At 68.4% G+C, this 23,321-nt stretch carries 20 protein-coding genes; 8 read left to right on the top strand and 12 right to left on the bottom strand.

All coding sequences use genetic code 11. The features are described 5' to 3' along the window. The first annotated feature begins 1 nt into the window (after position 1). A complete protein-coding gene (locus tag KCG34_RS03075; protein WP_211938937.1) occupies positions 2–397 on the top strand; it encodes a VOC family protein in 396 nt (131 codons plus the stop codon). A gap of 10 nt (positions 398–407) precedes the next feature. On the opposite strand, the gene KCG34_RS03070 is transcribed toward KCG34_RS03075, so the two are convergent. Further along, the gene (locus KCG34_RS03070) at positions 408–1,148 is read right to left on the bottom strand and encodes an EF-hand domain-containing protein (RefSeq protein WP_211938936.1); all 741 of its coding nucleotides are present in this window, start codon (positions 1,146–1,148) and stop codon (positions 408–410) included. A 172-nt stretch (positions 1,149–1,320) separates the two neighbouring features. On the opposite strand from KCG34_RS03070, the gene KCG34_RS03065 reads away from it, so the two are divergent. After that, the gene (locus KCG34_RS03065) at positions 1,321–3,819 is read left to right on the top strand and encodes a response regulator (RefSeq protein WP_211938935.1); all 2,499 of its coding nucleotides are present in this window, start codon (positions 1,321–1,323) and stop codon (positions 3,817–3,819) included. 100 nt (positions 3,820–3,919) lie between these two features. Beyond that, on the top strand, positions 3,920–4,735 hold the full coding sequence (gene mazG / locus KCG34_RS03060; RefSeq protein WP_211938934.1) for a nucleoside triphosphate pyrophosphohydrolase: 816 nt from the start codon (positions 3,920–3,922) through the stop codon (positions 4,733–4,735). Here mazG and hflX read toward each other — a convergent pair whose 3' ends face one another. From hflX to dusB, 8 genes are all read right to left on the bottom strand, one after another. Then, positions 4,736–6,070, bottom strand: a complete 1,335-nt coding sequence (gene hflX, locus KCG34_RS03055) for a GTPase HflX (protein WP_211938933.1) — start codon at positions 6,068–6,070, stop codon at positions 4,736–4,738. Next, a complete protein-coding gene (hfq, locus tag KCG34_RS03050; RefSeq protein WP_211938932.1) occupies positions 6,067–6,318 on the bottom strand; it encodes an RNA chaperone Hfq in 252 nt (83 codons plus the stop codon). Before hfq ends, hflX begins: the two co-directional genes overlap by 4 nt. Before the next feature lie 102 nt (positions 6,319–6,420). Next, positions 6,421–7,284, bottom strand: coding sequence for a D-amino-acid transaminase (locus KCG34_RS03045; protein ID WP_211938931.1), 864 nt, complete (start codon positions 7,282–7,284; stop codon positions 6,421–6,423). Next, positions 7,284–8,675: a nitrogen assimilation response regulator NtrX gene (gene ntrX / locus KCG34_RS03040; protein ID WP_211938930.1), complete on the bottom strand. Its 1,392-nt coding sequence runs from the start codon at positions 8,673–8,675 to the stop codon at positions 7,284–7,286. Before ntrX ends, KCG34_RS03045 begins: the two co-directional genes overlap by 1 nt. An 8-nt stretch (positions 8,676–8,683) precedes the next feature. Beyond that, positions 8,684–10,933 carry a sensor histidine kinase NtrY-like gene (locus tag KCG34_RS03035; protein WP_211938929.1) on the bottom strand — a complete coding sequence of 750 codons (2,250 nt, stop codon included), beginning with the start codon at positions 10,931–10,933 and terminating at the stop codon, positions 8,684–8,686. Between the two features lie 56 nt (positions 10,934–10,989). After that, positions 10,990–12,408, bottom strand: coding sequence for a sigma 54-interacting transcriptional regulator (locus KCG34_RS03030; protein ID WP_211938928.1), 1,419 nt, complete (start codon positions 12,406–12,408; stop codon positions 10,990–10,992). Positions 12,409–12,417: 9 nt separating this feature from the next. After that, positions 12,418–13,527, bottom strand: a complete 1,110-nt coding sequence (locus KCG34_RS03025; protein WP_211938927.1) for a two-component system sensor histidine kinase NtrB — start codon at positions 13,525–13,527, stop codon at positions 12,418–12,420. Further along, positions 13,524–14,531, bottom strand: a complete 1,008-nt coding sequence (dusB, locus tag KCG34_RS03020) for a tRNA dihydrouridine synthase DusB (RefSeq protein WP_211938926.1) — start codon at positions 14,529–14,531, stop codon at positions 13,524–13,526. The genes KCG34_RS03025 and dusB overlap by 4 nt, the downstream gene beginning before the upstream one ends. A gap of 121 nt (positions 14,532–14,652) precedes the next feature. Here dusB and KCG34_RS03015 point away from each other — a divergent pair, with 121 nt between their 5' ends. Beyond that, the gene (locus KCG34_RS03015; protein ID WP_211938925.1) at positions 14,653–15,807 is read left to right on the top strand and encodes a bifunctional 2-C-methyl-D-erythritol 4-phosphate cytidylyltransferase/2-C-methyl-D-erythritol 2,4-cyclodiphosphate synthase; all 1,155 of its coding nucleotides are present in this window, start codon (positions 14,653–14,655) and stop codon (positions 15,805–15,807) included. On the opposite strand, the gene KCG34_RS03010 is transcribed toward KCG34_RS03015, so the two are convergent. Continuing rightward, entirely contained in the window at positions 15,791–18,097 is a 2,307-nt protein-coding gene (locus KCG34_RS03010; protein WP_211938924.1) for a fused MFS/spermidine synthase, read from the bottom strand. The two genes, KCG34_RS03015 and KCG34_RS03010, sit on opposite strands and share 17 nt — an antisense overlap. 105 nt (positions 18,098–18,202) lie before the next feature. Between KCG34_RS03010 and KCG34_RS03005 the strand changes: the two genes are divergently transcribed. Continuing rightward, entirely contained in the window at positions 18,203–18,694 is a 492-nt protein-coding gene (locus tag KCG34_RS03005) for a CinA family protein (RefSeq protein ID WP_211938923.1), read from the top strand. Between the two features lie 6 nt (positions 18,695–18,700). On the opposite strand, the gene KCG34_RS03000 is transcribed toward KCG34_RS03005, so the two are convergent. Beyond that, complete coding sequence (locus KCG34_RS03000) at positions 18,701–19,144, bottom strand: type II toxin-antitoxin system RatA family toxin (RefSeq protein ID WP_211938922.1); 444 nt, start codon at positions 19,142–19,144, stop codon at positions 18,701–18,703. A 2-nt stretch (positions 19,145–19,146) separates the two neighbouring features. Beyond that, complete coding sequence (gene lipA, locus KCG34_RS02995) at positions 19,147–20,106, bottom strand: lipoyl synthase (RefSeq protein ID WP_211938921.1); 960 nt, start codon at positions 20,104–20,106, stop codon at positions 19,147–19,149. Between the two features lie 79 nt (positions 20,107–20,185). Here lipA and KCG34_RS02990 point away from each other — a divergent pair, with 79 nt between their 5' ends. The 3 genes from KCG34_RS02990 (at position 20,186) to KCG34_RS02980 (ending at position 23,268) form a co-directional block, all read left to right on the top strand. Next, complete coding sequence (locus tag KCG34_RS02990) at positions 20,186–21,208, top strand: serine aminopeptidase domain-containing protein (RefSeq protein WP_211938920.1); 1,023 nt, start codon at positions 20,186–20,188, stop codon at positions 21,206–21,208. 57 nt (positions 21,209–21,265) lie between these two features. Then, on the top strand, positions 21,266–22,819 hold the full coding sequence (locus KCG34_RS02985) for an AMP-binding protein (RefSeq protein ID WP_211938919.1): 1,554 nt from the start codon (positions 21,266–21,268) through the stop codon (positions 22,817–22,819). Positions 22,820–22,881: 62 nt separating this feature from the next. Next, the gene (locus KCG34_RS02980; RefSeq protein ID WP_211938918.1) at positions 22,882–23,268 is read left to right on the top strand and encodes a hypothetical protein; all 387 of its coding nucleotides are present in this window, start codon (positions 22,882–22,884) and stop codon (positions 23,266–23,268) included. Positions 23,269–23,321: the final 53 nt, after the last annotated feature.

Raw genomic sequence — 23,321 nt, 5'->3', positions numbered from 1 at the left:
CATGCGCCAGCACATCGGCCTGATCGCCCTCGTCGTACATGACTATGACGAGGCGATCGGCTTCTATCGCGACCAGCTTGGTTTCGAACTCGTCGAAGACACCGACATGGGCGGCGGCAAGCGCTGGGTGGTGGTTCGGCCGATGGGCGCAGCGGAAACCAGCCTTTTGCTGGCGAAGGCCGCGGACGCCCGACAGTCGGCTACGGTCGGCGCCCAGACGGGCGGGCGGGTGTTCCTGTTCCTCAACACCGACGACTTCGCCCGAGACTACGCAGCCTTCACCGCGCGCGGCGTGCGTTTCGTTCGCGAACCGGTCGAGGAACCTTACGGCATGGTGGCGGTGTTCGAGGATCTCTACGGAAATCGCTGGGACCTGATCCAGCCCCGCGGCGACTGAAGCGGCGCGCCTACCGCTTCTTGTGGCGCATCTTCTCCAGCCGCTTCTGCACGCTGGTCTTGGGCAGCTTGGCCAGGGTCAGGAAGCCCTCGTTGTCGGCGTCCAGCCGCGTGAAGTGCATGTCGGCAAGGCGCATGAAGTTGGCCTTCTTGATCTTGCCGTTGAAGTCGAAGTCGGCGGCCGTCACCGGCTCTGGTTCGTCGAACAGGCTGAAGGGCGATGCCCCCTGCTGGGTTTCGTCCAGGTCGTGCTGGATCTTGGGCAGGTCCGGCTGGGACGCGCCGCCTGCGGGGTCGACCGTCATCGGAACGTTCTGGCCCATCGAGCCCATGCCCTGACCGTATTGCGCGCGCCAGATCCGCCCCCCGAACAGCCCAACCGGGTTCAAGAGGGCGGTCGGCTTGAACTGATAGCCCAGGATCTCCGGGGCGATCTGACGCTCGTAGACCGCCACTTCATAGGCGCCCAGGACCCCCGTGTGGTGCGCATCCAGAACGCGGAAGAAGGCTTCCGCGTCGGCCATGAACTCTGCGTGGTCCAGCTTTCCGTCCCCGTTGCGGTCCGCCTCCTTGAACCAGTCCACCACAGGATAGGGTGCGCCGGCCGGCGCTCGGAAAGGTTTGCCCGCAGGACTGATGAAGACATTCAGCATGGCGCTGAGATCGGCGTCCTGCGCCAGGACAGAGCCCGCAAGGCCGAAGGCGCCTCCGCCCAGGACCAGCAAGCGGGCGAATTGGCGACGAGTGGGCATTTTTACTGTCTCTGACCAGAACCAAATACGGTGCGCTAAACTAGCTACCCGGTCGGTCGGTCACAAGGCAGGCTGGCGCGATGGGGTCCTTCAGGCCGCTTTTCGCTCTCCACTTAACGTTAAGGCGCCGCCGCTAAGGTGCTCTCGGGGCATGTGTTCTGGGAGGCGTAGCATGGACCGGATTCCGGGGGCGCAAGCGGGCGCTCCCCCCCGGACAGTGGTCGAGCGTGGGATTGCGGACTTTGTCGCCGGCGCCCTTTTGCCGATCGCCTATCTCGATTCCCAGGGCTCGGTCGTGCAGGTCAGCCCGGCCTGGCGCCAGCTGTTCCAAGTCAAAGACGATGTCACGGGCCAGCCGCTCGGCGCAATCATGCCGACCATCGAGGATCGGCGGCTCAAGAGCCTGCAGAAGAGCCTTTCCGCGGGAAAGAGCAGGGTTGAGCAGGTCACTGTTCCAGCCCGTGGCGACGCCGCAGACGCGGTCGTGCGTCTGGACATAGCCCCGGCCGGCGACAGGGCGCCGGGCCTCCTGCTCTATGGCCACGACTTCAGCGACATGATCGAGGCGCACCAGCGCACCGAGGCCGCCCTGATCCGGGCCCGCGACGAAGCCGACGCCGCCAATACGGCCAAGAGCGAATTCCTGGCCAATATGAGCCACGAAATCCGCACGCCCATGAATGGCGTGATCGGCATGAACGCGCTTCTGCTTCGGACCGAACTCACCCCTGAGCAGCGCAAGTTCGCCGAGGCTGTGCGCGTTTCGGCTGACTGCCTTCTGAACCTGATCAACGACATCCTCGACATCTCCAAGCTGGAGGCCGGCAAGGTCGACCTGGAACGGATCGACTTCACCCTGGAGTCAGTGGTCGAGGACGTGGTCGAACTGCTCTCCACCAAGGGCGCGGAAAAGGGACTGGACGTCGTCTGCTTCCTGGACGACGGCGCGCGCAAGGGCTTCGCCGGCGACCCGACGCGGCTGCGCCAGGTGATCCTCAACCTGTTGTCCAACGCCATCAAATTTACCGAAAAGGGTTTTGTGGCCGTCGAGGCGCGCACCCTGACGGTCGACCGCCAACGCTCGCGCCTTCGGATCGAGGTGCAGGACACCGGAATCGGCCTGTCGGAAGAGGCCAAGGCCAAACTGTTCAAGAAGTTCCAGCAGGCCGACGGCTCGGTGACCCGCCGCTATGGCGGTACGGGCCTCGGCCTCTCAATCAGCCGCCAGCTCGTCGAACTCATGGATGGCCAGATCGGCGTAGCCGATCGCCCCGGCGGCGGCAGCATCTTCTGGTTCGAGATCGACCTGCCGCCCGCCGCCGCCGACCTCTCCACCCTGTCCGGCACCGCAGCGGCCGACGCCCTGCATGGGCGACGGATCCTGGTGATCGACGACATCGAGATCAACCGCACCATCTTCCAGCGCCAGCTGGAGGCTGAGGGCGCGGTCGTCAGCGAGGCGGTCGACGGCCCGAGCGGCCTGGCCGCCATCGTCATGGCCGACGCCCGGGGCGAGCCTTTCGACCTCGTGCTGCTGGACCACATGATGCCCGGCCTCTCCGGCGAGGGCGTCGCCGCCAAGGTCCGCGCCAATGTGGCCCTGGAGCAGCCGCGCCTGGTGCTCGCATCTTCGATCGGCTCGATGGTCGGGGGCTCGGCCAGTCTGTTCGACGCTGTCCTGACCAAGCCGGTCCGCCACAGCATCCTGCTGTCGCGCCTGGCGGAGCTACTGAGCGCTCCTGCTGGAGCGGCCGAGACGCTGGACTCCTCGGCCGAAGTCGCGCCGGAAATTTGTGTCGAGCCGCCGGTCGATGTGAGCGACTTCTTCCTGGACGACGACGCTCCGGCGGCCGCTTCGCCTGCGCCCCGCGCCCGCTCGAGCCGCGGCAGGATCCTCCTGGCCGAGGACAACGAGATCAACACCCTTCTGGCCCAGACGGTCATGGAGGAAGCCGGTTACACGGTCGATTGCGCCGTCAATGGCGCCGAGGCGGTCGAAGCGGTGAAGCAGTGCGCCTACGACCTGATCCTGATGGACATGCAGATGCCGGTGATGGACGGCCTGCAGGCCACCCGGACCATCCGCGACCTGCCCTCGCCCGTCGGCCAGACGCCGATCATCGCCATGACCGCCAACGCCATGCGCAAGGATCAGGACGCCTGCCTGGGCGCAGGGATGAACGACTTCATCTCCAAGCCGATTGATCCGGTCGCCTTCCTGGCCGTGATCGAACGCTACATGGGCGCCGAGCTCTGGGGCGATGACGAGGAGGAAGCCGCGCCTTCCGCCTCCAAGAAGGTTCCCGACATCGACCACGACAAGCTGGACGCCCTGGCCCGCATGCTGCCGGTCGATCGCCTGCGCAAGGTCGTGGACTCCTATCTCGACGGCTCCAAGGCGCGGCTGATCCGCATCGAGGACCTGGTCAGCTCCGGCGACCTCGCGTCCCTGGCGCGCGAGGCTCACGACCTGAAAGGCACCTCCGGCAACTTCGGGGCACTCAGGCTGCAGGCCATGGCCGAGCAACTGGAGCGCGCTTGCCTGGCCCGGGACGACGCCGAGGCCCCGCGCCTCGCCGGCGAGATCCGCCAGGCTTCGACGACCGCCTGGGGCCTCGTCGAGGAATGGCTGGCGGCGGCGGAAGGCGCGCCGCAACGGGCGGCCGGCTGACGACCCGATTTCCGGTGGATCGCCGGCCAGGCGCCCTTGCGGTGAACCCGTGCGCTCGGCCAGTCTGGCGGGGCCCATAGACTCGCCCGCCGAGGAAGCCATGCCTGCGATCCCCGATCACGCTGACCCGATGGCGCGGCTGATCGCCATCATGGCCCAGCTGCGCAACCCGGACGGCGGCTGCGCCTGGGACCTGGAGCAGACCTTCGCCACCATCGCCCCCTACACCATCGAGGAGGCCTACGAGGTGGCCGACGCCATCCAGCGTAACGACCTGCCGGAGCTGAAGGAGGAACTGGGCGACCTCCTCTTGCAGGTGGTGTTCCACTCGCGCATGGCCGAGGAGGAAGGCGCCTTCGATTTCGCCGCCGTCGCCGACGCCATCTGCGAAAAGATGATCCGCCGCCACCCGCATGTATTCGGCGACGCCGGCCATCGCGACAGCGCCGAGCAGACCCGGGCCTGGGAGGCGATCAAGGCCGCCGAACGCGCCGCCAAGCCCAAGCATGAGAGCGTGCTCGACGGGGTGGCCCCCGCCCTGCCCGCCCTGACCCGCGCCGCCAAGATCACCGGTAGAGCCGCCCGGGTGGGCTTCGATTGGCCCAGCACCACAGAGGTGATCGATAAGCTACGCGAGGAGTTGGCCGAGCTGGAAGCCGAGATCGAAGCCGGCGACCAGGAAAAGGCCCGCGAGGAACTGGGCGACCTGCTGTTCGTCTGCGCCAACCTGGCCCGCAAGCTGGACGTCGAGCCGGAAGACGCCCTGCGCGCCGCCAACGCCAAGTTCATCCGCCGCTTCAACTTCATCGAAGCCGCCCTGGCCGGCGACGGCCGCTCGCCGCATCAGTCGGACCTGGCGGAGATGGATGGACTTTGGAATGCGGCGAAGGCGGCGGAGAAGGCCGCGGCCGAATAGCTACTCCGCCGCGTGCTTCAGCAGCGCATCCGGGAACATCTGCTCGAACTGCCCGAGGGCCTTGGGGTCGAGTCGCACCGACAGGCGCACCCGACCGTCCTCCTCGTCCAGGCGATCGACGATGCGGCCGTGGCGGTAGAGCCAGGCCAGGGCGCGGCCCTGCCCGGGCGGCAGGTCGGCTTCGACCGCCCCGCCCTGGTCGATCAGGCCGGCCAGGATGCTCAGCAGGCGTTCGACGCCCTCGCCGGTGACGGCCGAGACCGGCACCGGGCCGACGCCATCACGCTCGCCGCGCAGGGCGCGGGCCTTGGCGGCGCCGAGGTCGTGCTCATCAAGCAGGTCGATCTTATTCCAGACTTCCACGATCGGCCGCGGCCCCTCCGGCTCGACGCCGATCTGGGCCAGGACCTCCATAACATCGGCCGCCTGGGCGGCCGTGTCGGGATTGGCGATGTCGCGCACATGCAGGACCACGTCGGCCGAGGCGACCTCCTCCAGTGTGGCGCGGAAGGCCTCGATCAGTTCGTGCGGCAGGTCCGAAATGAAGCCCACCGTGTCCGACAGCATGGCCGGCCGCCCATCGGGCAGCTTCAGGGTGCGCAAGGTCGGGTCCAGGGTGGCAAACAGCATATCCTTGGCCATGACCTTGGCGTCGGTCAGGCGATTGAACAGGGTCGACTTGCCCGCGTTGGTGTAGCCCACCAGGGCGATGGTCGGGAACGGCGCGCGCTTGCGGGCCGAGCGCTGCAGGCCGCGGGTGCGGCGCACCTCCTCCAGCTCCTTCTTCAGCCGGCCGATCTTGCCGGCCAGCAGACGCCGGTCGGTTTCGATCTGGGTTTCGCCCGGACCGCCCATGACGCCGAAGCCGCCGCGCTGGCGCTCCAGGTGGGTCCAGGTGCGCACCAGGCGCGAGCGCTCATAGGCCAGCCGCGCCAACTCGACCTGCAACCGGCCCTCGCGGGTGCGGGCCCTGCGGGCGAAGATTTCGAGGATCAGGCCCGTGCGGTCGATCACCTTGACCTGCCAGGCCTTCTCCAGATTGCGCTGCTGCACCGGCGTCAGGGCGTCGTCGACGACCACCACGTCGACGCCCAGTTCGGCGACCTGTTCGCCGATCTCGACCACCTTGCCCTTGCCGAACAGGGTCGCGGGCGTGGCCGCGCGCAGGGGCGCGATCTCGCCGCCCCGGATCTCCAGATCCAGGGCGATGGCGAGTCCCATCGCCTCTTCGAGCCGAGCCTCCGGCGCGCGCAGATCCGACGCTTGAGAGCGGTTCGGATGGATGACGAGCGCCGTCTGGGCCGGCGGGCGATGGTCGATCAGTTTTTCGGTCAATCGTCGTCCTGTTCGGAGCCGGGCTCATAGAGCTGGACCGGCTGTGAAGGCATGATGGTGGAGATAGCGTGCTTGTAGACCAGTTGCGACTGGCCATCGCGACGCAGCAACACGCAGAAATTGTCAAACCAGCTGACCACGCCCTGCAGCTTCACCCCGTTGACCAGGAAGATGGTCAGCGGAGTCTTGGACCGGCGGACGGAGTTCAGGAAGGTGTCTTGCAGGTTCTGCTTCTTGTCTGTCGACATGGCGCTCTAGCGCTCCTTTGGTCAGCGATCGTCGGAAGCCAAACGCTTCCACACACAGGTTGGTTTGCGCCGCCGAGGACTGTCACAGCGACGAGCGCGCGATCACCGGGCGGTGGCGCGGGCGTTTTCCACATATAGGACGCGAAGCCGTTCGCTGATAGGGCCTGGGCGCCCATTCCCGACAATCGCCTCGTCTATGCCCACAACGGGCATGACGAAGGTCGAGGCGGCGGTGATGAAAGCCTCTTTCGCCGCCTTGGCCTCCGCCACCGTGAACGGCCGCTGCGAGACCTCGATCCCGGCCTCCGCGGCGAGGGTGATCAGGGTCTTGCGCGTCACGCCACGCAAAATGTTGGCGTTGGTGTCGCGGGTGCGCAGCACGCCGTCCGCATCGACGATCCAGGCGTTGGTCGAGGAGCCCTCGGTGACGAAGCCGAGTTCGTCCACCAGCCAGGCCTCGTAGGCCCCGGCCTCGCGCGCCGCCGTCTTGGCTAGACAGTTGGGGAGGAGGCCCACGGTCTTGATGTCGCAGCGGCCCCAGCGGATGTCCGGCTGGGTCAGCACCTTGATCCCCTTTCGCGCCCGCACCTCTACGGCGGCGAAGTCTACCGGCTTGGCGGTGACCACCACGGTCGGCCTGGGCGCCGGATTGGGGATTGGGTGATCGCGCAGGGCGACGCCGCGGGTGACCTGCAGATAGACCGCCCCGTCCCGGAAGCGGTTGCGGCGAATGGTCTCGTGCATGACCATGACCAGCGCCTGTTGCGACATCGGCCGGTCGATGCGCAGCTCGGACAGGCTGCGCCAGAGGCGTTCCATATGGCCTTCCAGGTCGGCCAGCTTGCCGCCGAACACGGCGAAATACTCATAGACTCCATCGGCGAACTGGAAGCCCCGGTCCTCGATATGCACGCCGGCTTCGGCGTGTGGGACATAGCGGCCGTCGACATAGGCGATACGCGGCATCAGAGATCGTCTTCCTCACCCATGCGGGACGGCGACACACCTAGGGACTTGAGCTTGCGGTGCAAGGCCGAGCGCTCCATGCCGATGAAATTGGCTGTGCGCGAAATATTGCCGCCGAAACGGACGATCTGGGCGTTGAGATATTCCCGCTCGAACACCTCCCGGGCGTCGCGCAACGGCAGGGCGATGATCCGTTCCGTGCCCATCGAGCCCACGGCTCCGGCCACCGCGACCTCGGCCGGCAGGCGGTCACTGGTGATGGCCTCGGACGGGTCGCCCGTGGCCAGGATCAGCATCCGCTCGATGTTGTTGCGCAGCTGGCGGACATTGCCGGGCCAGTCGTGCACCTGCAGGGTGGCGATGGCGTCCTCGGCCAGGCGGCGGCGCGGCAGCCCGGTCGCCTCGCTGATGCGGTCGATATAGAACTCGACCAGTTCGGCGATGTCCTCGCGACGCTCGGCCAGGCCCGGCACGTGCACCGGCACCACGTTCAGGCGGTGGAACAGGTCCTCGCGGAAGCGTCCGGCGGCGATCTCCTGGCGCATGTCGCGCGAGGAGGACGACACCACCCGCACGTCGACCTGCACGTCCTGGTCACCGCCGACCCTGCGGAAACGCGGCTCGACCAAGACCCTCAGCAGGCGGCCTTGCGTCTCGCGCGGCATGTCGGCGATTTCGTCCAGGAACAGGGTGCCGCCATGGGCGCGCTCGAACACGCCGATCTTGCGCGGCCGCCCGCCCTCGCCTTCCTCGCCGAACAGCTCCACGTCCATCCGCTCGGGCGTCATGCCGGCGGCGCCGATGGCCACGAACTCGCCCTTGGCACGTGGGCTGGCGGCATGGATCAGCCGCGCCACCAGTTCCTTGCCCGAACCCGGCGGGCCTGTGACCAGCAGCCGGCTGTTGGCCGGCGCCACCTTGGCGATCAGCTGGCGCAATTGCTGGGCGGCGTGCGAGCGGCCGAGGAAGCCCTCGGGCGCCAGGGTCTGCTGGCGCAGGCGCCGGTTCTCGCGCTTCAGCGAAGCCTGCTCCAGCGCCCGCTCGATCACCAAGAGCAGGCGGTCGGACTTGAACGGCTTTTCCAGGAAGTCGTAGGCGCCGCGCTTGATGGCGCTGACTGCAGTCTCGATATTGCCGTGGCCGCTGATCATTACGATCGGCAGGTCGGCATCCAAACTCTTGACCATGTCCAGCAGCTCGAGGCCATCCATGCCCCCGCCCTGCATCCAGATGTCGAGCACGATCAGAGCCGGCTTTCTCGCCTTCAGGCTGGCCAACGCCGACTCGGAGTCGGCGGCGGTGCGCACCTGATAGCCCTCGTCTTCCAATATGCCGGCGACCTGGTCGCGGATGTCCGCTTCGTCGTCGACCACCAAGATATCGGCCGCCATCACAACCCTCATGCCACCGCAACGCCTTCATGCACCGGCGCGGCCGCTGCGTTCGCCCGGGGAAGCCGGAGCACCGCGCGAGCCCCAGGCGGCTCGCTGGCGTCGAGCAACATCAGCTCGCCGCCATGGTCTTCCATGATGCGCTTGACGATGGCCAGGCCCAGGCCCGTGCCCTTCTCGCGCGTCGTCACATAAGGCTCGGTCAACCGGTCGCGGTTCTTGGCCGGCAGGCCGATCCCGTTGTCCTCGATCTCGATGGTCTGGTCCTTGTCGTCGATCAACAAACGCGCCCTTATGCGCCCCTTCAGCCCGGGCTCGACGGCGCGCCGCGCCGCGATCGCTTCGCCAGCGTTCTTCAGCACATTGGTCAGGGCCTGGCCGACCATGCGCGCGTCGCACAGGACCATCACCTCGTCCGGCTCTTCCAACTCGATCTCGGTGGCCGGATCGGCCACCCGCTGGGCGAACACGCCCTGACGCAGAAGCTCGGCCAGGTCAGCCTCGGCGAACTTGGGCGCCGGCATGCGGGCGAAAGCCGAGAACTCGTCGACCATGCGGCCGATATCGCCGACCTGGCGGATGATGGTGTCGGTGCAGCGGTCGAAGGTCTCCAGGTCCCCCTGGATGTCCTTGCGGTACTTGCGGCGGATGCGTTCGGCCGACAGCTGGATCGGCGTCAGCGGGTTCTTGATCTCGTGGGCGATACGACGCGCCACGTCCTTCCAGGCGGCGTTGCGCTGGGCGGCGACCAGGCGGGTGATGTCGTCGAAGGTCAGCACCAGGCCGCCGTCCGGGTGACCGCTGGCGCGCACGCGCAAGCGCCGGGTGTCGCCGCCGCGCACCACGTCGACCTCGGCCTCCGCGTCGTCACCCGACTCCAGAGCCAGGGCGGCGACCTCGGTAAGCTCCGGCGCGATCCCGGCCAGGGCCGCGCCCGCCGCGCCGTGGGGCGTGAGCCCCAGGAGCACCAGGGCCTGTCGATTGGCGGCCGAGACGGTCCCGTCCTTGTCCAGGCCGATGACCCCGGCGCTGACCCCGGCCAGCACGGTCTCGATGAACTGGCGGCGGGATTCCGCCTCGTCGCCGGCGGCGCGCAGGGCCGCCTGCTGCGCCTGCAGGTCGCCGGTCATGCGATTGAACGAGCCGGCCAGGTCCGCGATTTCCTTTGGCGCATGCTCCACCGTGACCCGCGCGGTCAGGTCGCCGGCCGCCACCTGGTCGGCGGCCTGCACCAGGCTGGCCACCGGGGCGGCGATGCTGTTGGCGGCGTTGATGCCCAGCCATACGGCTCCCACCAGCACCAGGAGCGCGGTCTCGAGATAGCTGAGGGCGAAGGCGGCCTTGATGCGGGCCCGGTTCGCCTCAGCGTCGCGATACGCCGTGACGGCGTCCGAGGCCTCGCTGAGATGCGCAAGAATGCCTTTGTCGACCTGGCGCACCACGTAGAGATAGGCGTCGTCATAGGCCTTCAGCTTCTGTACGGCGCGGAGAAGATCCGAGCCGACGAAAGCATGCACCGGCACCTCGCCGGCGTCGGCGGATTGGATGGTCTCGCTGGGCGGCGCCAGGTAGCGCGGCGGGTTGTCCACCTCGGCGCGGGCCAGGATGCGGCCATCGCGGTCGATCAGATAGGCGGCCATGAACTTGCGATAGGACGCTTCCTCCGCCAGGAAGCGGTTGAAGGTGACCGGGTTCTCCTTCAAGCCACGCACGGCGCGATCGAGGTCGCCGGACATGCCCTGCATGTCGTCGAACACCCCGTTGGTCTCGGCCTTGTAGTAGGAGGTGGCCACCTTGGCCGAGTTCTCCACTACCGTGCCGACCCGCTGGCTGAACCAGCTGTCGACCCCCTGGGTCACCAGCACGCCGAACACCAGGGCGACCATCAGCGCCGGCGCCACGGCGGCGGCGGCGAACAGGGCGACAAAGCGCAGGTGCAGCCGGGCCCCCGCATCCCGCCGCTGGTCGATGACCAGCTTCAGCACCCGCCAGCCGACGCCGGCCGCCAGGAGCGCGATCAGGATCAGGTTAAGCGCCAGCAGCGTCAGGATGGTCTTGCTGGGCGGGCCCACGGGCCCGCTGACCGGCGCCGACGAGGCCATCCACACCGAGGCCAGGGTCAGCGAGGCGGAAACCGCGAGTCCGGCCGCCAGCCGGGAGTTGGAGATCAAGACGCCCGTGCGCCGCACGTCACCGTCGGCCGCCGAAACGGCCGGGGACAGATCAGCGCTTTCGACCTGAGGAGCCGTGTCGGCCATGCCGGGAGCTTGGCAAGGCTGTGCCCCATTTTCAACAGTAATGTGGCCCTAATCCCTCACCGCTTGGCGCGCGCCGTCTCCACGCCGAGATCCTGGATCTTCTTGCGCAGGGTGTTGCGGTTCAAGCCGAGGATCTCCGCGGCGCGGACCTGGTTGCCGCGGGTGGCCGACAGTGTCAGGCGAATCAGCGGGCGCTCGATCTCGTGCAGCACGCGATCGTAAAGGCCCGGCGGCGGGCCGCCTTCGGGCTGATCGGCGAAATAGCCGGCCAGGTGCCGCTCCACCAGGGTGGCCAGGGTCACTGGGCCGCTCGGGTCGGCGGGCGCCGGGCTCTGATCCTGCAACTCGCGCTCGACGATCCGGGCGGTGATCAGGTCTTCGGCATAGAGGGCGCAGATGCGGCGGATCAGGTTTTCCAGCTCGCGCACATTGCCCGGCCACTCGTAGGCCTTGAGCCGCTCCAGCGCTCCGGCGTCGATCGCCTTGGCCGGCAGGCCCTCGCGATGGGCGCGCAACAGGAACGAGCGGGCCAGGTCCGGGATGTCGTCGGTGCGGTCGCGCAGGGGCGGCAGGCGGATGCGGGCCACGTTCAGGCGGAAGAACAGGTCTTCGCGGAACAGGCCCTGCTGGATCAGGGCGCGCAGGTCGCGGTTGGTGGCGGCGATCACCCGCACGTTCGGCCGGCGGCCGGTCTTGGGGTTGATGGTGGTCTCCGAGCCGTCGATCACGCGCAGGAGCCGGGTCTGGGCGTCCAGCGGCATGTCGCCGATCTCGTCCAGGAACAGGGTGCCGCCATCGGCCTCGATCAGCTTTCCCAGATCGCCGTCGCCCTTGCCGAACAGCTCGGTCTCGACCCGCTCACGCGGCACGGCGGCCAGGTTGATCACCGAAAAGCGGCCATCCTTGCGCGGGCCGAGGTCGTGCAGGGCCCGCGCCACCAGTTCCTTGCCAGCGCCGGACTCGCCCAGGATCAGCACGGTCAGGTCGGCGCCCACCAGGCGGGCGATGGTGCGATAGACCTCCTGCATCGGCGCCGAGCGGCCGATCAGCGGCAGGCGCTCGTCGCGCAGCGCCCGCGCCTGGGCTTTGGTCGCCTCGGAATCCGTCGGCCGCGCCAGGGCGCGCTTGGCCGCGGCGGTCATGTCGTCCAGGTCGAAAGGCTTGGGCACGTATTCGAAGGCGCCGATCTCAGCAGCGTTGACGGCGGTGAGCAGCGTATTTTGCGCGCTCATCACGATCACCGGCAGCTTGGGCCGGTCCTTGCGGATGCGGGGCAGCACGTCGAAGACGTTCTCGTCGGGCATCACCACGTCGGTGATGACCAAATCTCCCTCACCCTCCGACACCCATTTGAGCAGAGTCGTGGCGTTGCCCGTGGCGCGGACCTGGTAGCCTAACCTGCTGAACGCCTGACTTAAAACCAGCCGGATCGAGGCGTCGTCGTCGGCGATCAGGATCTTGTGATGCGTGCTCATGCCTAAGGCTTAATCATCATGGACGTCTGTCGCGATTGGAAGCAGCACCCTGAAGGCTGTTCGGCCGGGCTCTGACTCGAAATCGATCAGACCGCCATGCGCAGCGACCAATTTTGCAACAAGGGCCAGCCCCAGTCCGGCGCCGAAGCTCTTCGAGGTGACAAACGGTTCGAACAGATGATCGCGCAGGTGAGCCGGCACGCCGGGTCCGTTGTCGATCACCTTGACCTCTAGCGGCGCGGTGCGCATCCGCTCGCCATTGGGCGCCCGCATGCGCACGCCGTGGCGGTACGCGGTCTGGATGCGCACGGAACCTCTTCCGTCGCCCCGGGAATGGGCCGCCTCCGCCGCATTCTTCACCAGGTTGAGGAAGATCTGGATCAGCAGATCCTCATCGCCCAGGGTCGGCGGCAGGGACGGGTCGTAGTGCTCGCTGAGCGCCAGTCCATCGGCCACGCCATTGGCGGCCAGGGCCCGGACCCGGTCCAGCACCACGTGAATATTGACCGGCTCCAGGTCAGGTTTGACCGCCTCGGAGAAGGCCTCCATGCGGTCGACCAGGCGATGGATGCGGTCGGTCTCGTCGACGATCAGCTGCGCCAAGGCGGCGTCCTCGGCCGGGACCGAGCCCTTCAGCAGCTGCGCGGCGCCGCGGATACCGGCCAGGGGGTTCTTAATCTCATGCGCCAACATGCGCCCCATGCCGACCACGGTCCGAAGGCCCGCCCTCTCCCCGCGCTCCACCCCGAGGGCCCCGCCGCGCACTTGCAGGGTCAGAAGGATCGAACCGTCGCCCAGCGGCGTCGCCGCGGCGTCGGCTTCGAAGGGCGGATGGCCGAACAGGGTGATCTCCAGCCCCCGCTCGCGCACCTGAAGCTTGGTCGAGACCGCAAGATCCACCAGCGCGGTCAGGGTGGAGCCGGGCGGCAGGGCGTCGTGGAACCGACCTCGGCTGAGCAGCGCCAGGCCCTGGCCGAACAAGGCTTCCGCCGCCTCGTTGACCGCCGTCAGATTGCCTTCGGGCCCCAGGATCAGGGCCGGGTCGGGCGCCATGTCGAAGGCGGCGACTCGTGTGGCCAGGTCCATGTCGATCAACTGCGCGCGCGGTCTGGTGTTCATGCGGCTCGTCTTTCGCTGCTGTCCAGAGTCCACAGGCTGGTCAGTTCACGTTCGATCATCGCCGGGTCCTCCAGTCGGCAGAGCCGCCCCTTGGCCGCGCGCCGCTCGGCCGGATCTGTCGGCCAGGGCGCCCGTTCGACATACCAGCCGAGATGCTTGCGGAAGATACGCACGCCCAGCCGGTCGCCATAGAAGGCCAGGGTCTCGCCGAAATGCTCCAGCACCACCTCGAGCCGCTCTTGAACCGCCGGTTCGTCGGCCGGCTCGCCAGCCAGGCCCTGCTCCACCTGGCGCGCGATCCACGGGCGGCCATAGGCGCCGCGGCCGATCATCACCCCGTCGGCGCCCGACTGGGTCAGGGCTTTGCGAGCGGAGGCCAGATCGATCACGTCGCCATTGACCACCACCGGAATGGACACGGCCCCCTTGACCGCGCGCACCGCTGACCAATCGGCCTCGCCGGCATAGAATTGGTTTCGGGTGCGGCCGTGCACCGTCACGCCGCTGACCCCGAGCCGTTCGGCGCGCTGGGCCAGTTCCGGCGCGTTCAGGCTGGCGTGATCCCAGCCCAGCCGCATTTTGACCGTCACAGGCAGACCAGGCTCCAGCGCCGCCTCGATCAGCCGCTCGGCCAGGTCCAGGTCGCGCATCAGGGCCGAGCCGCAGGCGGCGCCGGTCACCTCGCGGGCGGGACAGCCCATGTTGAGGTCGATCACCTGGGCGCCGGCCGCCGCGGCCAGCTTCGCACCCTCGCCGATCCAGCGCGGGTCGCGACCGACGAGTTGCACCACCATCAGCGGCAGGCCGTCGCCGACCGCGGCGCGGCGGACCACATCAGGGCGGCCCTTGGCCAATTCCGCACAGGCGACCATCTCGGTGGCGACATAGGCCGCCCCACGCCGCGCCGCCGCCCGCCGGAACGGCAGGTCGGTGACCCCGGTCATGGGCGCGATCCAAACACGCCCAGGCGTGCGCGCCGCACCGAGCTGAATGCCTCTGCTCATTATTTGATCATCCCCTGCGGCTAAGTTTTAGGCAACAAAACCTTCAGAGTCCAGCTTTTCCCGCAGTGCAGCATTTCGCTTGATGTCTGGACTTTCCGGCTCAGCCCGAACAAACAGGGCCATGGATTTTTCAGCGGTGATCGTAGCCGCCGGGTCTGGCTCGCGAGCCGGCCAGGGGCGGCCGAAACAGTGGTTGAGCCTGGGCGGCAAGCCCATCCTGAGGTGGTCGGCCGAGGCTTTGCTGACCGCCGGGGCTGCCAGGCTGGTGGTGGTGATTCCGTCGGGTGACGAGCCCCTGGCCGTCGAAGCCTTGGCCGGCCTCAAGGGTTGGACCACAGCGCAGGGCGGCGCGGTGCGGGCGCAATCGGTGCTCTCCGGGCTGAACGCATTGGCGGATCGTCCGGCGGATGAGCCGGTGCTGGTGCATGACGCCGCCCGACCCTTCGTGACCGCGCACCACGTCCGGGACTTGCTGGCCGCCCTGGAGACCGCTGATGGCGCCCTGCCCGCCCTGGCGGTGGCCGACACGCTGAAGCGGCGCGGCGATGACGGAACCCTGATCACGGTTTCTCGCGAAGGGCTTTGGCGCGCCCAGACACCCCAGGCCTTCCGCCGGAGCCGGCTGCTGGCCGCCTACGCAGCCTGGCCCGCGGACCGCGGCGAGCCCACCGACGAGGCGGGCGTGGTCGAGCAGGCGGGCGGCCGCGTAGCCCTGACCCCCGGCGACCAGCGCCTGATGAAACTGACCTACCCTGAGGATTTCGCCATGGCCGAGGCCTTCGCCGCCGAGACCCGCGTCACCGTGATCGGCCAGGGCTTCGACGCCCACCGTTTCGGCCCCGGCGACGAGGTCTGGCTGTGCGGGGTGAAGATCGCCCACACCCAGCGGCTGATCGGCCATTCCGACGCCGACGCCGGCCTGCACGCCCTGACCGACGCCCTGCTGGGCGCCATCGGCGAAGGCGACATCGGCGACCACTTCCCGCCGACCGACCCCAAATGGAAGGGCGCGGCCTCCGCCCTGTTTCTCGAGCACGCCGCGAGGCTGGTCCGGGCCAAGGGCGGGCGGATCGACAATGTCGACGTGACCCTGATCTGCGAGCGGCCCAAGATCAAACCGCACCGCGCCGCCATGCGCGCCAAGCTGGCCGAGCTTCTCGGCCTTCCCGAGGCGCGGGTCAGCGTCAAGGCGACCACCACCGAGCAGATGGGATTCACCGGCCGCGAGGAGGGCCTGGCGGCCCAGGCCATCTGCGCCGTCAGCTTGCCGGCTTAGCTTTCGCCGCCTCCGCGGCCTCGTCGGCGCTGATCTTGGTCTCGCGCGCGTTGTGATCGACGCCGCGGATCAGAGCACCCAGAAGGTCGGTATAGTCGTCGGTCCAGGGTTCGACGCCCTTGGGATCAGCCGGCTTCCAGCGCGGGTCGATAGTGAAAGCCTTGAGCGCCGCGGGATCCCGAGCGATCAGCACCACGTCCTCGGCGCTGTCGTTCAGGTCCATTGAGCCCGGCGGCGGGCGGTAGAATTGGCGAAGGGCTGTGGCGCCGGCGGCCTTGGCGACCGCCCCGACCGGCTGGGTCAGCTCCAGGTTCCGGTTGGACAGGTGCATGATGACCACACCGTCCGGCTTGATCTTCTGCAGATAGCCTTTCATCGCCTCGACGGTCAGCAGGTGCGCGGGCACACTGTCGGACGAGAACGCGTCCACCAGCAGGATGTCGAACCCGCCCGCCGGCTGGCGCGCCAGGGTGAGGCGCGCATCGCCCAGCACCCAGTCGACCTGGCCCTTGGCGCAGCCCTTGATATAGCTGAAGTTCTTCGGATCGGTCGAAAGCCGCACCACCAGCGGGTCGATTTCGAAGAAACGCAAGGCGTCGCCCGGCCGGGTATAGGTGGCGACGGTCCCCGCCCCCATGCCGACCGCGCCGATGCTGACGGTCTGGTGCTGGGATTGAACCCAGCGGAACACTTGGCCGATCGGGGTCGTGGGCGCGTAGTAGACCAGCGGGCGACAGGCGATGTCGGGGTTCTGCGCCTGGGCGCCGTGCAGGGTGGTGCCATGGGCCATCAACTTGGCGCGGCCCAAGCCCTTTACGTCCCGAAAGGTGAGGCGAACCACGCCGAAGAAGCTGCGATCGCTTTCGATGACGTTCAGGTTCGGGGCCACCACCTGCGTGGCCAGGACCATGGCCAGCGCCATGCTGACGAAGGCGACGGCCCGATCCCGAAGCAGGAAGGCGGCGACCAGCGGCAGGACGAACATGAGCTTCATCACAAGGCCGGCGCCCAGCCAGTGATTGGCGGCGATCGCACCCGCCGCGCCGAGCACGCCGAGGATCCAGATCGCTGTTTGCGGCAGGCTCAGCCAGCCCTTGCCCCAGGGCCTGGCCAGGCCCGCCGCCAACATCACCAGCGGATACTCGATCACGCTGTTGAAGATCACGGGGGCCAGGAAGGCGTTGAACGCGCCCCCGATGACGCCGCCCAGCGACATCAGAAGATAGAACTCGGTCAGCCGCTCCGGCGGCGGCCTGCGGATCGCCAGGGCTTGGTGGCAGACCAGGGCGGTCAGGAAGAAGCTCACCAACTGCAGGCCGATCTGCAGCCAGAAATAGGGGATCGGCATCCCCCAGCTGACCAGGGCCGCCAGGAGGGCCGCGGTCTGCAGCACCAGCGCCAGGCTCTGCGGAATCACCGGATGGGTCTGGAAGGCGATGACGAAGGTCAGGAGATAGAGAGCCAGCGGCGCGACCCACAGGAACGGCGCCGAGGCGATGTCGGTGGCGATGTAGGTGGTCACGCCCAGCATCAGGCTGGCCGGCGCCGCCGCCAGGGCCACCCACAGCAGCCGGCGCCACCAGCGGGCCAGGGCAGCCAGACGATTGGCGGGCGGCTTGACCGGCAGGATCTCGATCCGCCCTGCCCCCGCCCGCCACACCGCTGCGGCGACGATGACCATCACCAGGATGAAACCGGCATAGCCGGCGCTCCATCCGAGCGTCTGGCGGCTGACGCGGACAAAAGGCTCGATCGCTACGGGGTAGGCCAGAAGCGCCAGCAGGCTGCCGAGGTTGCTGGCCACATAGAGGCCATAGGGGTTGCCCCCGCCCCAGGCGGCGCGGGCGCTGGCGTACCAGGCCTGGATCAGTGGCGCCGTGGCCGAGAGGGCCGCGAACGGCAGACCGATCGACACGGTCAGAACGCCCAGAAGCCAAAGCGCCGGCTGGCTGCTCGACGGATCGCCCAGCAGCCCGGTCACGTGCAGCGGCAGGACCGCCAGCCCAGCCAGCAGCACCGCCCCGTGCAGCAGGGTCTGCACGCGCACCGAAGCGATCCGTTGCAGGGCGTGGGCATAACCGTAGCCGATCAGCAGCGCGAGCTGGAAGAAGGCCAGGCTGACCGCCCAGACGGCCGCCGAGCCGCCCAGCAGCGGCAGGATCAGCTTGGCGACCATGGGCTCGACCATGAAAACCAGGCTCGCGCTCAGGAAGGCGGCGAAACCGAACAGAGCCGGCGCGACCGCGGGGGAAGCGCTGCTGGCGACGTTCGCGTCGGGATTTGGCTTCATGGGGCGCAGCGAATCGTCTTGATCGGGAACACGGACCGATGTTGGTCTGAGCGGCGCGGGTTTGGCAAACCAAAGCCTGGGCGGCAAGACGCGGAAGGGCGCTGCATGTTTCCTCTCGAAATTGAAACCCTGGCGCGGCTGTTGATCGACGAATGCGCCGAGCGGCGGCTGCGTGTCGTCGCGGCCGAGAGCTGCACCGGCGGCCTCGTCTCCGCCGCGATCACCGCGATCCCGGGCTCGTCGGCGGTGTTCGAGCGGGGCATGATCACCTATTCCAACCGCGCCAAGCAGGAGATGCTGGGCATAGCCGGCGACTTGGTGGCCGACTACGGCGCGGTGTCAGAGCCGGTGGTGCGGATGATGGCCGAGGGCGCGCTGGAAAACTCCAACGCCCATATCAGCGTCGCCATTACAGGCGTTGCGGGGCCCGGCGGCGGGACCGAACTGAAGCCCGTGGGCCTGGTGCACTTCGCCACCGCCCGCACCAACCAGTCTGTGCACCATCGCGTCGAGCGCTTCGGCGACATGGGCCGGCATGAGATCCAGCTGGCGGCGACCCAGATCGCGCTGGAAATGCTGCGCGACAGGATCAGTTGACCTCGCCTAGCCGTAGAGCACCCTCGCCCGGTCCTCGAAGCAGCCGATCAAGCGGTCGATGGCGTGCTGCATGTTGGCTGCCAGGAGGGTCTGCAGCAGGCGCGACTTGAAATCGAAATCGATCAGGAAATCGATCTGGGTTCCAGAGGGATGCGGCGAAAACCTCCAGCGGTTTGTCAAGTGCTTGAAGGGCCCGCTGATCAGGCTGACGGTGATCTCCCGGCGGCCGGCGTCGCGGCGCACGCGGGTGGAAAAGCGCTCTTTCAGGAAGGAGAAGCCCACGCCCGCCTCGGCGTCCAGCTGGCTCGACCCGCCCTCCTCCTCGCGCCTGTTCCACACCCGCATGCTGGTGATCCAGGGCACGAACTCTGGATAACGCTCGACGTCACCCACCAGCGTGAACAGCTGGTCGGGCTCGTAGGGCAGGATGCGGACCAGGGTGTGGCGCAAGCCTAGCGTCCGGCCGACAACGCCTCGCGGGCGGCCTTCAGGCGGGCGAAATCCTCGCCGGCATGGTGTGAGGAACGGGTCAGCGGGCTGGCCGAGACCATCAGGAAGCCCTTGGCCCGGGCGATCGCCTCGTAGGCCGCAAACTCTTCCGGATCGACGAAGCGATCGACGGCGGCATGCTTGCGGGTCGGCTGCAGGTACTGGCCGATGGTCAGGAAATCGATGCCGGCGGATCGCATGTCGTCCATCACCTGCATCACCTCCTCCTTGCTTTCGCCCAGGCCGACCATCAGGCCGGACTTGGTGAACATGGAGGGATCTCGCTCCTTGACTCGCTCCAAGAGGCGCAGGGAGTGATAGTAGCGGGCGCCGGGCCGGATCGAGAGATAGAGCCGCGGCACGGTCTCGAGGTTGTGGTTGAACACATCCGGCTTGGCGTCGATCACTTGGTTGGCCGCATCGCCCTTGCGCAGGAAATCCGGCGTCAGAATTTCGATCGTAGTGCCGGGATTGGCGGCGCGGATGGCGCGCACGACCTGAGCGAAATGGTCAGCGCCGCCGTCGGCCAGGTCATCGCGATCGACCGAGGTGATCACCACGTGCTTCAGCCGCATCTGGCGCACGGCGTCGGCGACGCGCTCCGGCTCGGTGGCTTCAAGCGGCGACGGCAGGCCGGTGGAGACGTTGCAGAAGGCGCAGGCCCGGGTGCAGACCTCGCCCATGATCATCATGGTGGCGTGCGACTGGGTCCAGCATTCGCCGATGTTGGGGCAGGCGGCCTCCTCGCAGACCGTGGTCAGGCCGTGTTCCTTCACGATCCGCCGGGTCTCGTTGTAGCCGGCCGAGCCGGGCGCCTTGACGCGCAGCCAGTCCGGCTTGCGCAGGATGGGCGTGTCGGGGCGCGCCTGCTTTTCGGGGTGACGCAGAGCGCGTCCGTTGCGGGTGTCGATCACCGTGGCCATGACGCCTAGATCGTCTTTCCTGGTCCAAGGATCAAGTTCTGTTGCGCGCGATGCGGCGTCGCGGCAAGCCTTGCCGCCGATGGGGACACGCGGCGCGATTCTGGGCCTTCTGCTGCTGCTCGCCGCTTGCCGCGCGGACGAGGCGCGCGCGCCCTTCAGCGACAGTCGCATTCCTCCGAGCCTCGGCCCCGCCGACTGGCCGCCGGTGGGCTGGACCTGGGGCCTGGTTCAGGCAGGCGGCGGGCCGCCGCAGCGCTATGGCGTGGCGGCGCCGGATGACGTCGCCCGCGGCCAGGTGCTAATCCTGCCGGGCTATGGCCAGGCCGCCGAGGACCAGTACCGCCTGGCCCGCGCCCTGATCGCCGAGCGGTTCGTGGTCTGGGTGCTGGACGGCGCCGGTCAGGGCGGCTCGGGCCGCAGCTCCGGGACGCGCGACCTCGGCCAGGTCAGCGACTTCAACCCGGACTTGGCGGCGCTCAAGGCCATGATCGAGCGGGTTGTCCCCAATGACACCCCCGGCCCTCTGATCCTGGTGGCGCAAGGTGAAGCGGCGCCCATCGCTCTGCGCCGCCTGCAGCTCAGCGCCGCCGCGACCGGGGTCGTCCTGCTGGACCCCGGCCAATCCGACCCGATCGCCGGCCCGCCGCCGAGTGACCAGGCGATCGCCTGGGCGCGGCGGGTCGGGCTCGGCCACCTGCGCGCGTCTGGCGGCGCGCCCTGGCGTGGCGATGCGCCCGAGATCGGCGCAGCTCTCGCCCCCGCGACGCACAGGGCCTGGCGCGCCGCCAACCCGGACCTGCGCATGGGCGGGCCGAGCTATGACTGGCTGGCCGCCTATCACGCCCTGAACGCCCAGGTGCAGGCCCAGGGCCTGGGCGGCGTCGGGATCGTGAGCCTGGTGCTGGGGCCTGCGCAAAGCTCCAAGGCCTCTGCCGACCTGCGCGACCATCTTTGCCGCGCCCTGCCCCGCTGCGTGCAGCAGCGATTCGACGGCCAGGACCAGGCCGACCAGCAGGTCGTAAGCTTTGCGGAAACCTTGGCCGTTCAGGGGATGGTGACGCCCGTCAGCCATAGTCTTCCCAAGCCCGCGCCCCGGGGCTAGCCTGACTGCAACAAGTCCGTGACAACAGACCCGGACCTCGTAGGGAGTTCGACCTTCATGCCGAGAGCCTATGACGCGCGAGCCGGCGCACGAGCCGTGTTCGACGCCTTGCTCGACGCCCGGGACCAGTACGGCGCTAAGAAAGAGATCCTGGAAGACCAGGAGCGCAACCCGCTGACCTATACCGATCTCGTGCGGGCCGCGTTCGCACTCGGCCGCAAGATCGCGAGCTTTACGGAAAAAGGCGAGCGCGTCGGCGTGATGCTGCCCTCGAGCTCGGCGGTGGTGGTGACCTTTTTCGCCCTGCACGCCTTTGGTCGCACCCCGGCCATGCTCAACTTCACCGCCGGCATCCGCAACCTGAAATCCGCCTGCAAGACGGCCCATGTGAAGACCATCCTGACCTCGCGGCGGTTCGTCGACCAGGGCAAGCTGGACGATCTGATCGACGCGCTCGAGGACGGCCGCAAGATCGTCTATCTGGAAGACGTCCGAGCCAAGCTCAGCCTGGCCGACAAGGCCTTCGCCGCCGTCGCCGGCGCCGCGCCGCGCCGCTTCCGCACCCCCGCCAAGCCGTCCGACCCCGGCGTAATCCTGTTCACCTCGGGCAGTTTCGGGGCCCCGCGCGGGGTGATGCTGAGCCAGGGCAACCTGGCGGCCAACGCCGAGCAGATCGCGGCGCATATCGACCTCGACCCCGATTGGGTGATGTTCAATCCCCTGCCGACCTTCCACTGCTTCGGCCTGACGGCGGGCGTGCTCCTGCCGCTTCTCACCGGCATGAAGGCGTTCGAATATCCCTCGCCCCTGCACGTGAAGCAGATCCCTCCGCTGATCCGCGACTCCAAGGCCTCGATCCTTTTGGCCACCGACACCTTCGTGAACCAGTACGCGCGGTCGGCCGACGCCGGGGACCTCACGGGCCTGAAATTCGTGGTCTGCGGCGCCGAGCGGGTGCGCGACGAGACCCATGACCTGGTGGCCCAGCGCTTCGGCGGCGTGCCGCTGCTGGAAGGCTATGGCGCGACCGAGGCCTCGCCGGTGATCGCGGTCAACAGGCCGGGCGACAACCGCCGCGGCACGGTCGGACCGCTGCTGCCGGGCATCACCGTTCGCATCGAGCCCGTCGAAGGCATCTCGGGCGGCGGGCTTATGCATGTGCATGGGCCGAACGTGATGGCCGGCTATCTGAACGAGGCTGGCGGCGTCGATGCTCCGCCTGGCGGCTGGCACGACACCGGCGACGTGGTCGAGATCGACGATGACGGCCATGTCCGCATCAAGGGCCGGGTCAAGCGCTTCGCCAAGATCGGCGGCGAAATGGTCTCCCTGACCGCCGCCGAGGAACTGGCCGCGGGGGTATGGCCCGACGCCCGTCATGCGGTGATCTCCCTGCCCGATCCCAAGAAAGGCGAACGACTGGTGCTGGTCACCGATCGCCTGGACGCCGCAGTCGCGCCCCTGGTCAGCCACGCTCAGACCGTCGGCGCGCCGGAACTGGCGGTGCCGCGCAAGATCGTGCGGGTGCCCGAAATCCCGGTGCTGGGCACGGGGAAGACCGACTATGTCGCCATCCAACGCATGGCCGAAACCGAGGCCCGCGCGGCCTGAAAAGCGGGAATACGACCTAAGGCGGGGTCGACAGGCCGGGCGGCGCGTCCTAAAGCGGCCCCATGCGCGGGGCCTTGCGGACATGGCTGACGGACAGGCGGGGCCTAGCCCTCAGCCTCGTCGCCCTGCTGCTGCAGGTTCTGGTCCCGGCCGGATACATGGTGGCGGACGGCCAGCAAGGCCCCGCCATCGTCGTCTGCACCGGCCACGGCCCCCTGCTCGCCGCGGGCGATCTCGGACACCCCGGCAAGGCCCCGGCCTCGCGCCCTGACGCCCCTTGCGCCTTCGCCGGTCACGGGGCCCTGGCGCCGCCGACCGTTACAGCCACCCTGGCCCCGAGCCCAGTGAGCTATGCGCCGGCGCTGAACGCCATTTTCGCTGACCTGGCTCCCGGCCGCGGCCTCGCTGCGCCGCCGCCACCGGCCCTGGGACCACCTGCCGCGATCTGATCCATCGCCGCCAGGCAGGGCGCGCGGCTCGGCCCGCGTACGCCCGCCGTTCG

This window comes from Phenylobacterium montanum, assembly GCF_018135625.1.
GTDB classification, from domain to species: domain Bacteria; phylum Pseudomonadota; class Alphaproteobacteria; order Caulobacterales; family Caulobacteraceae; genus Poindextera; species Poindextera montana.
Note: the sequence above shows the minus strand (reverse complement) of the source record. Positions and strands in the feature narration are given on the sequence as shown.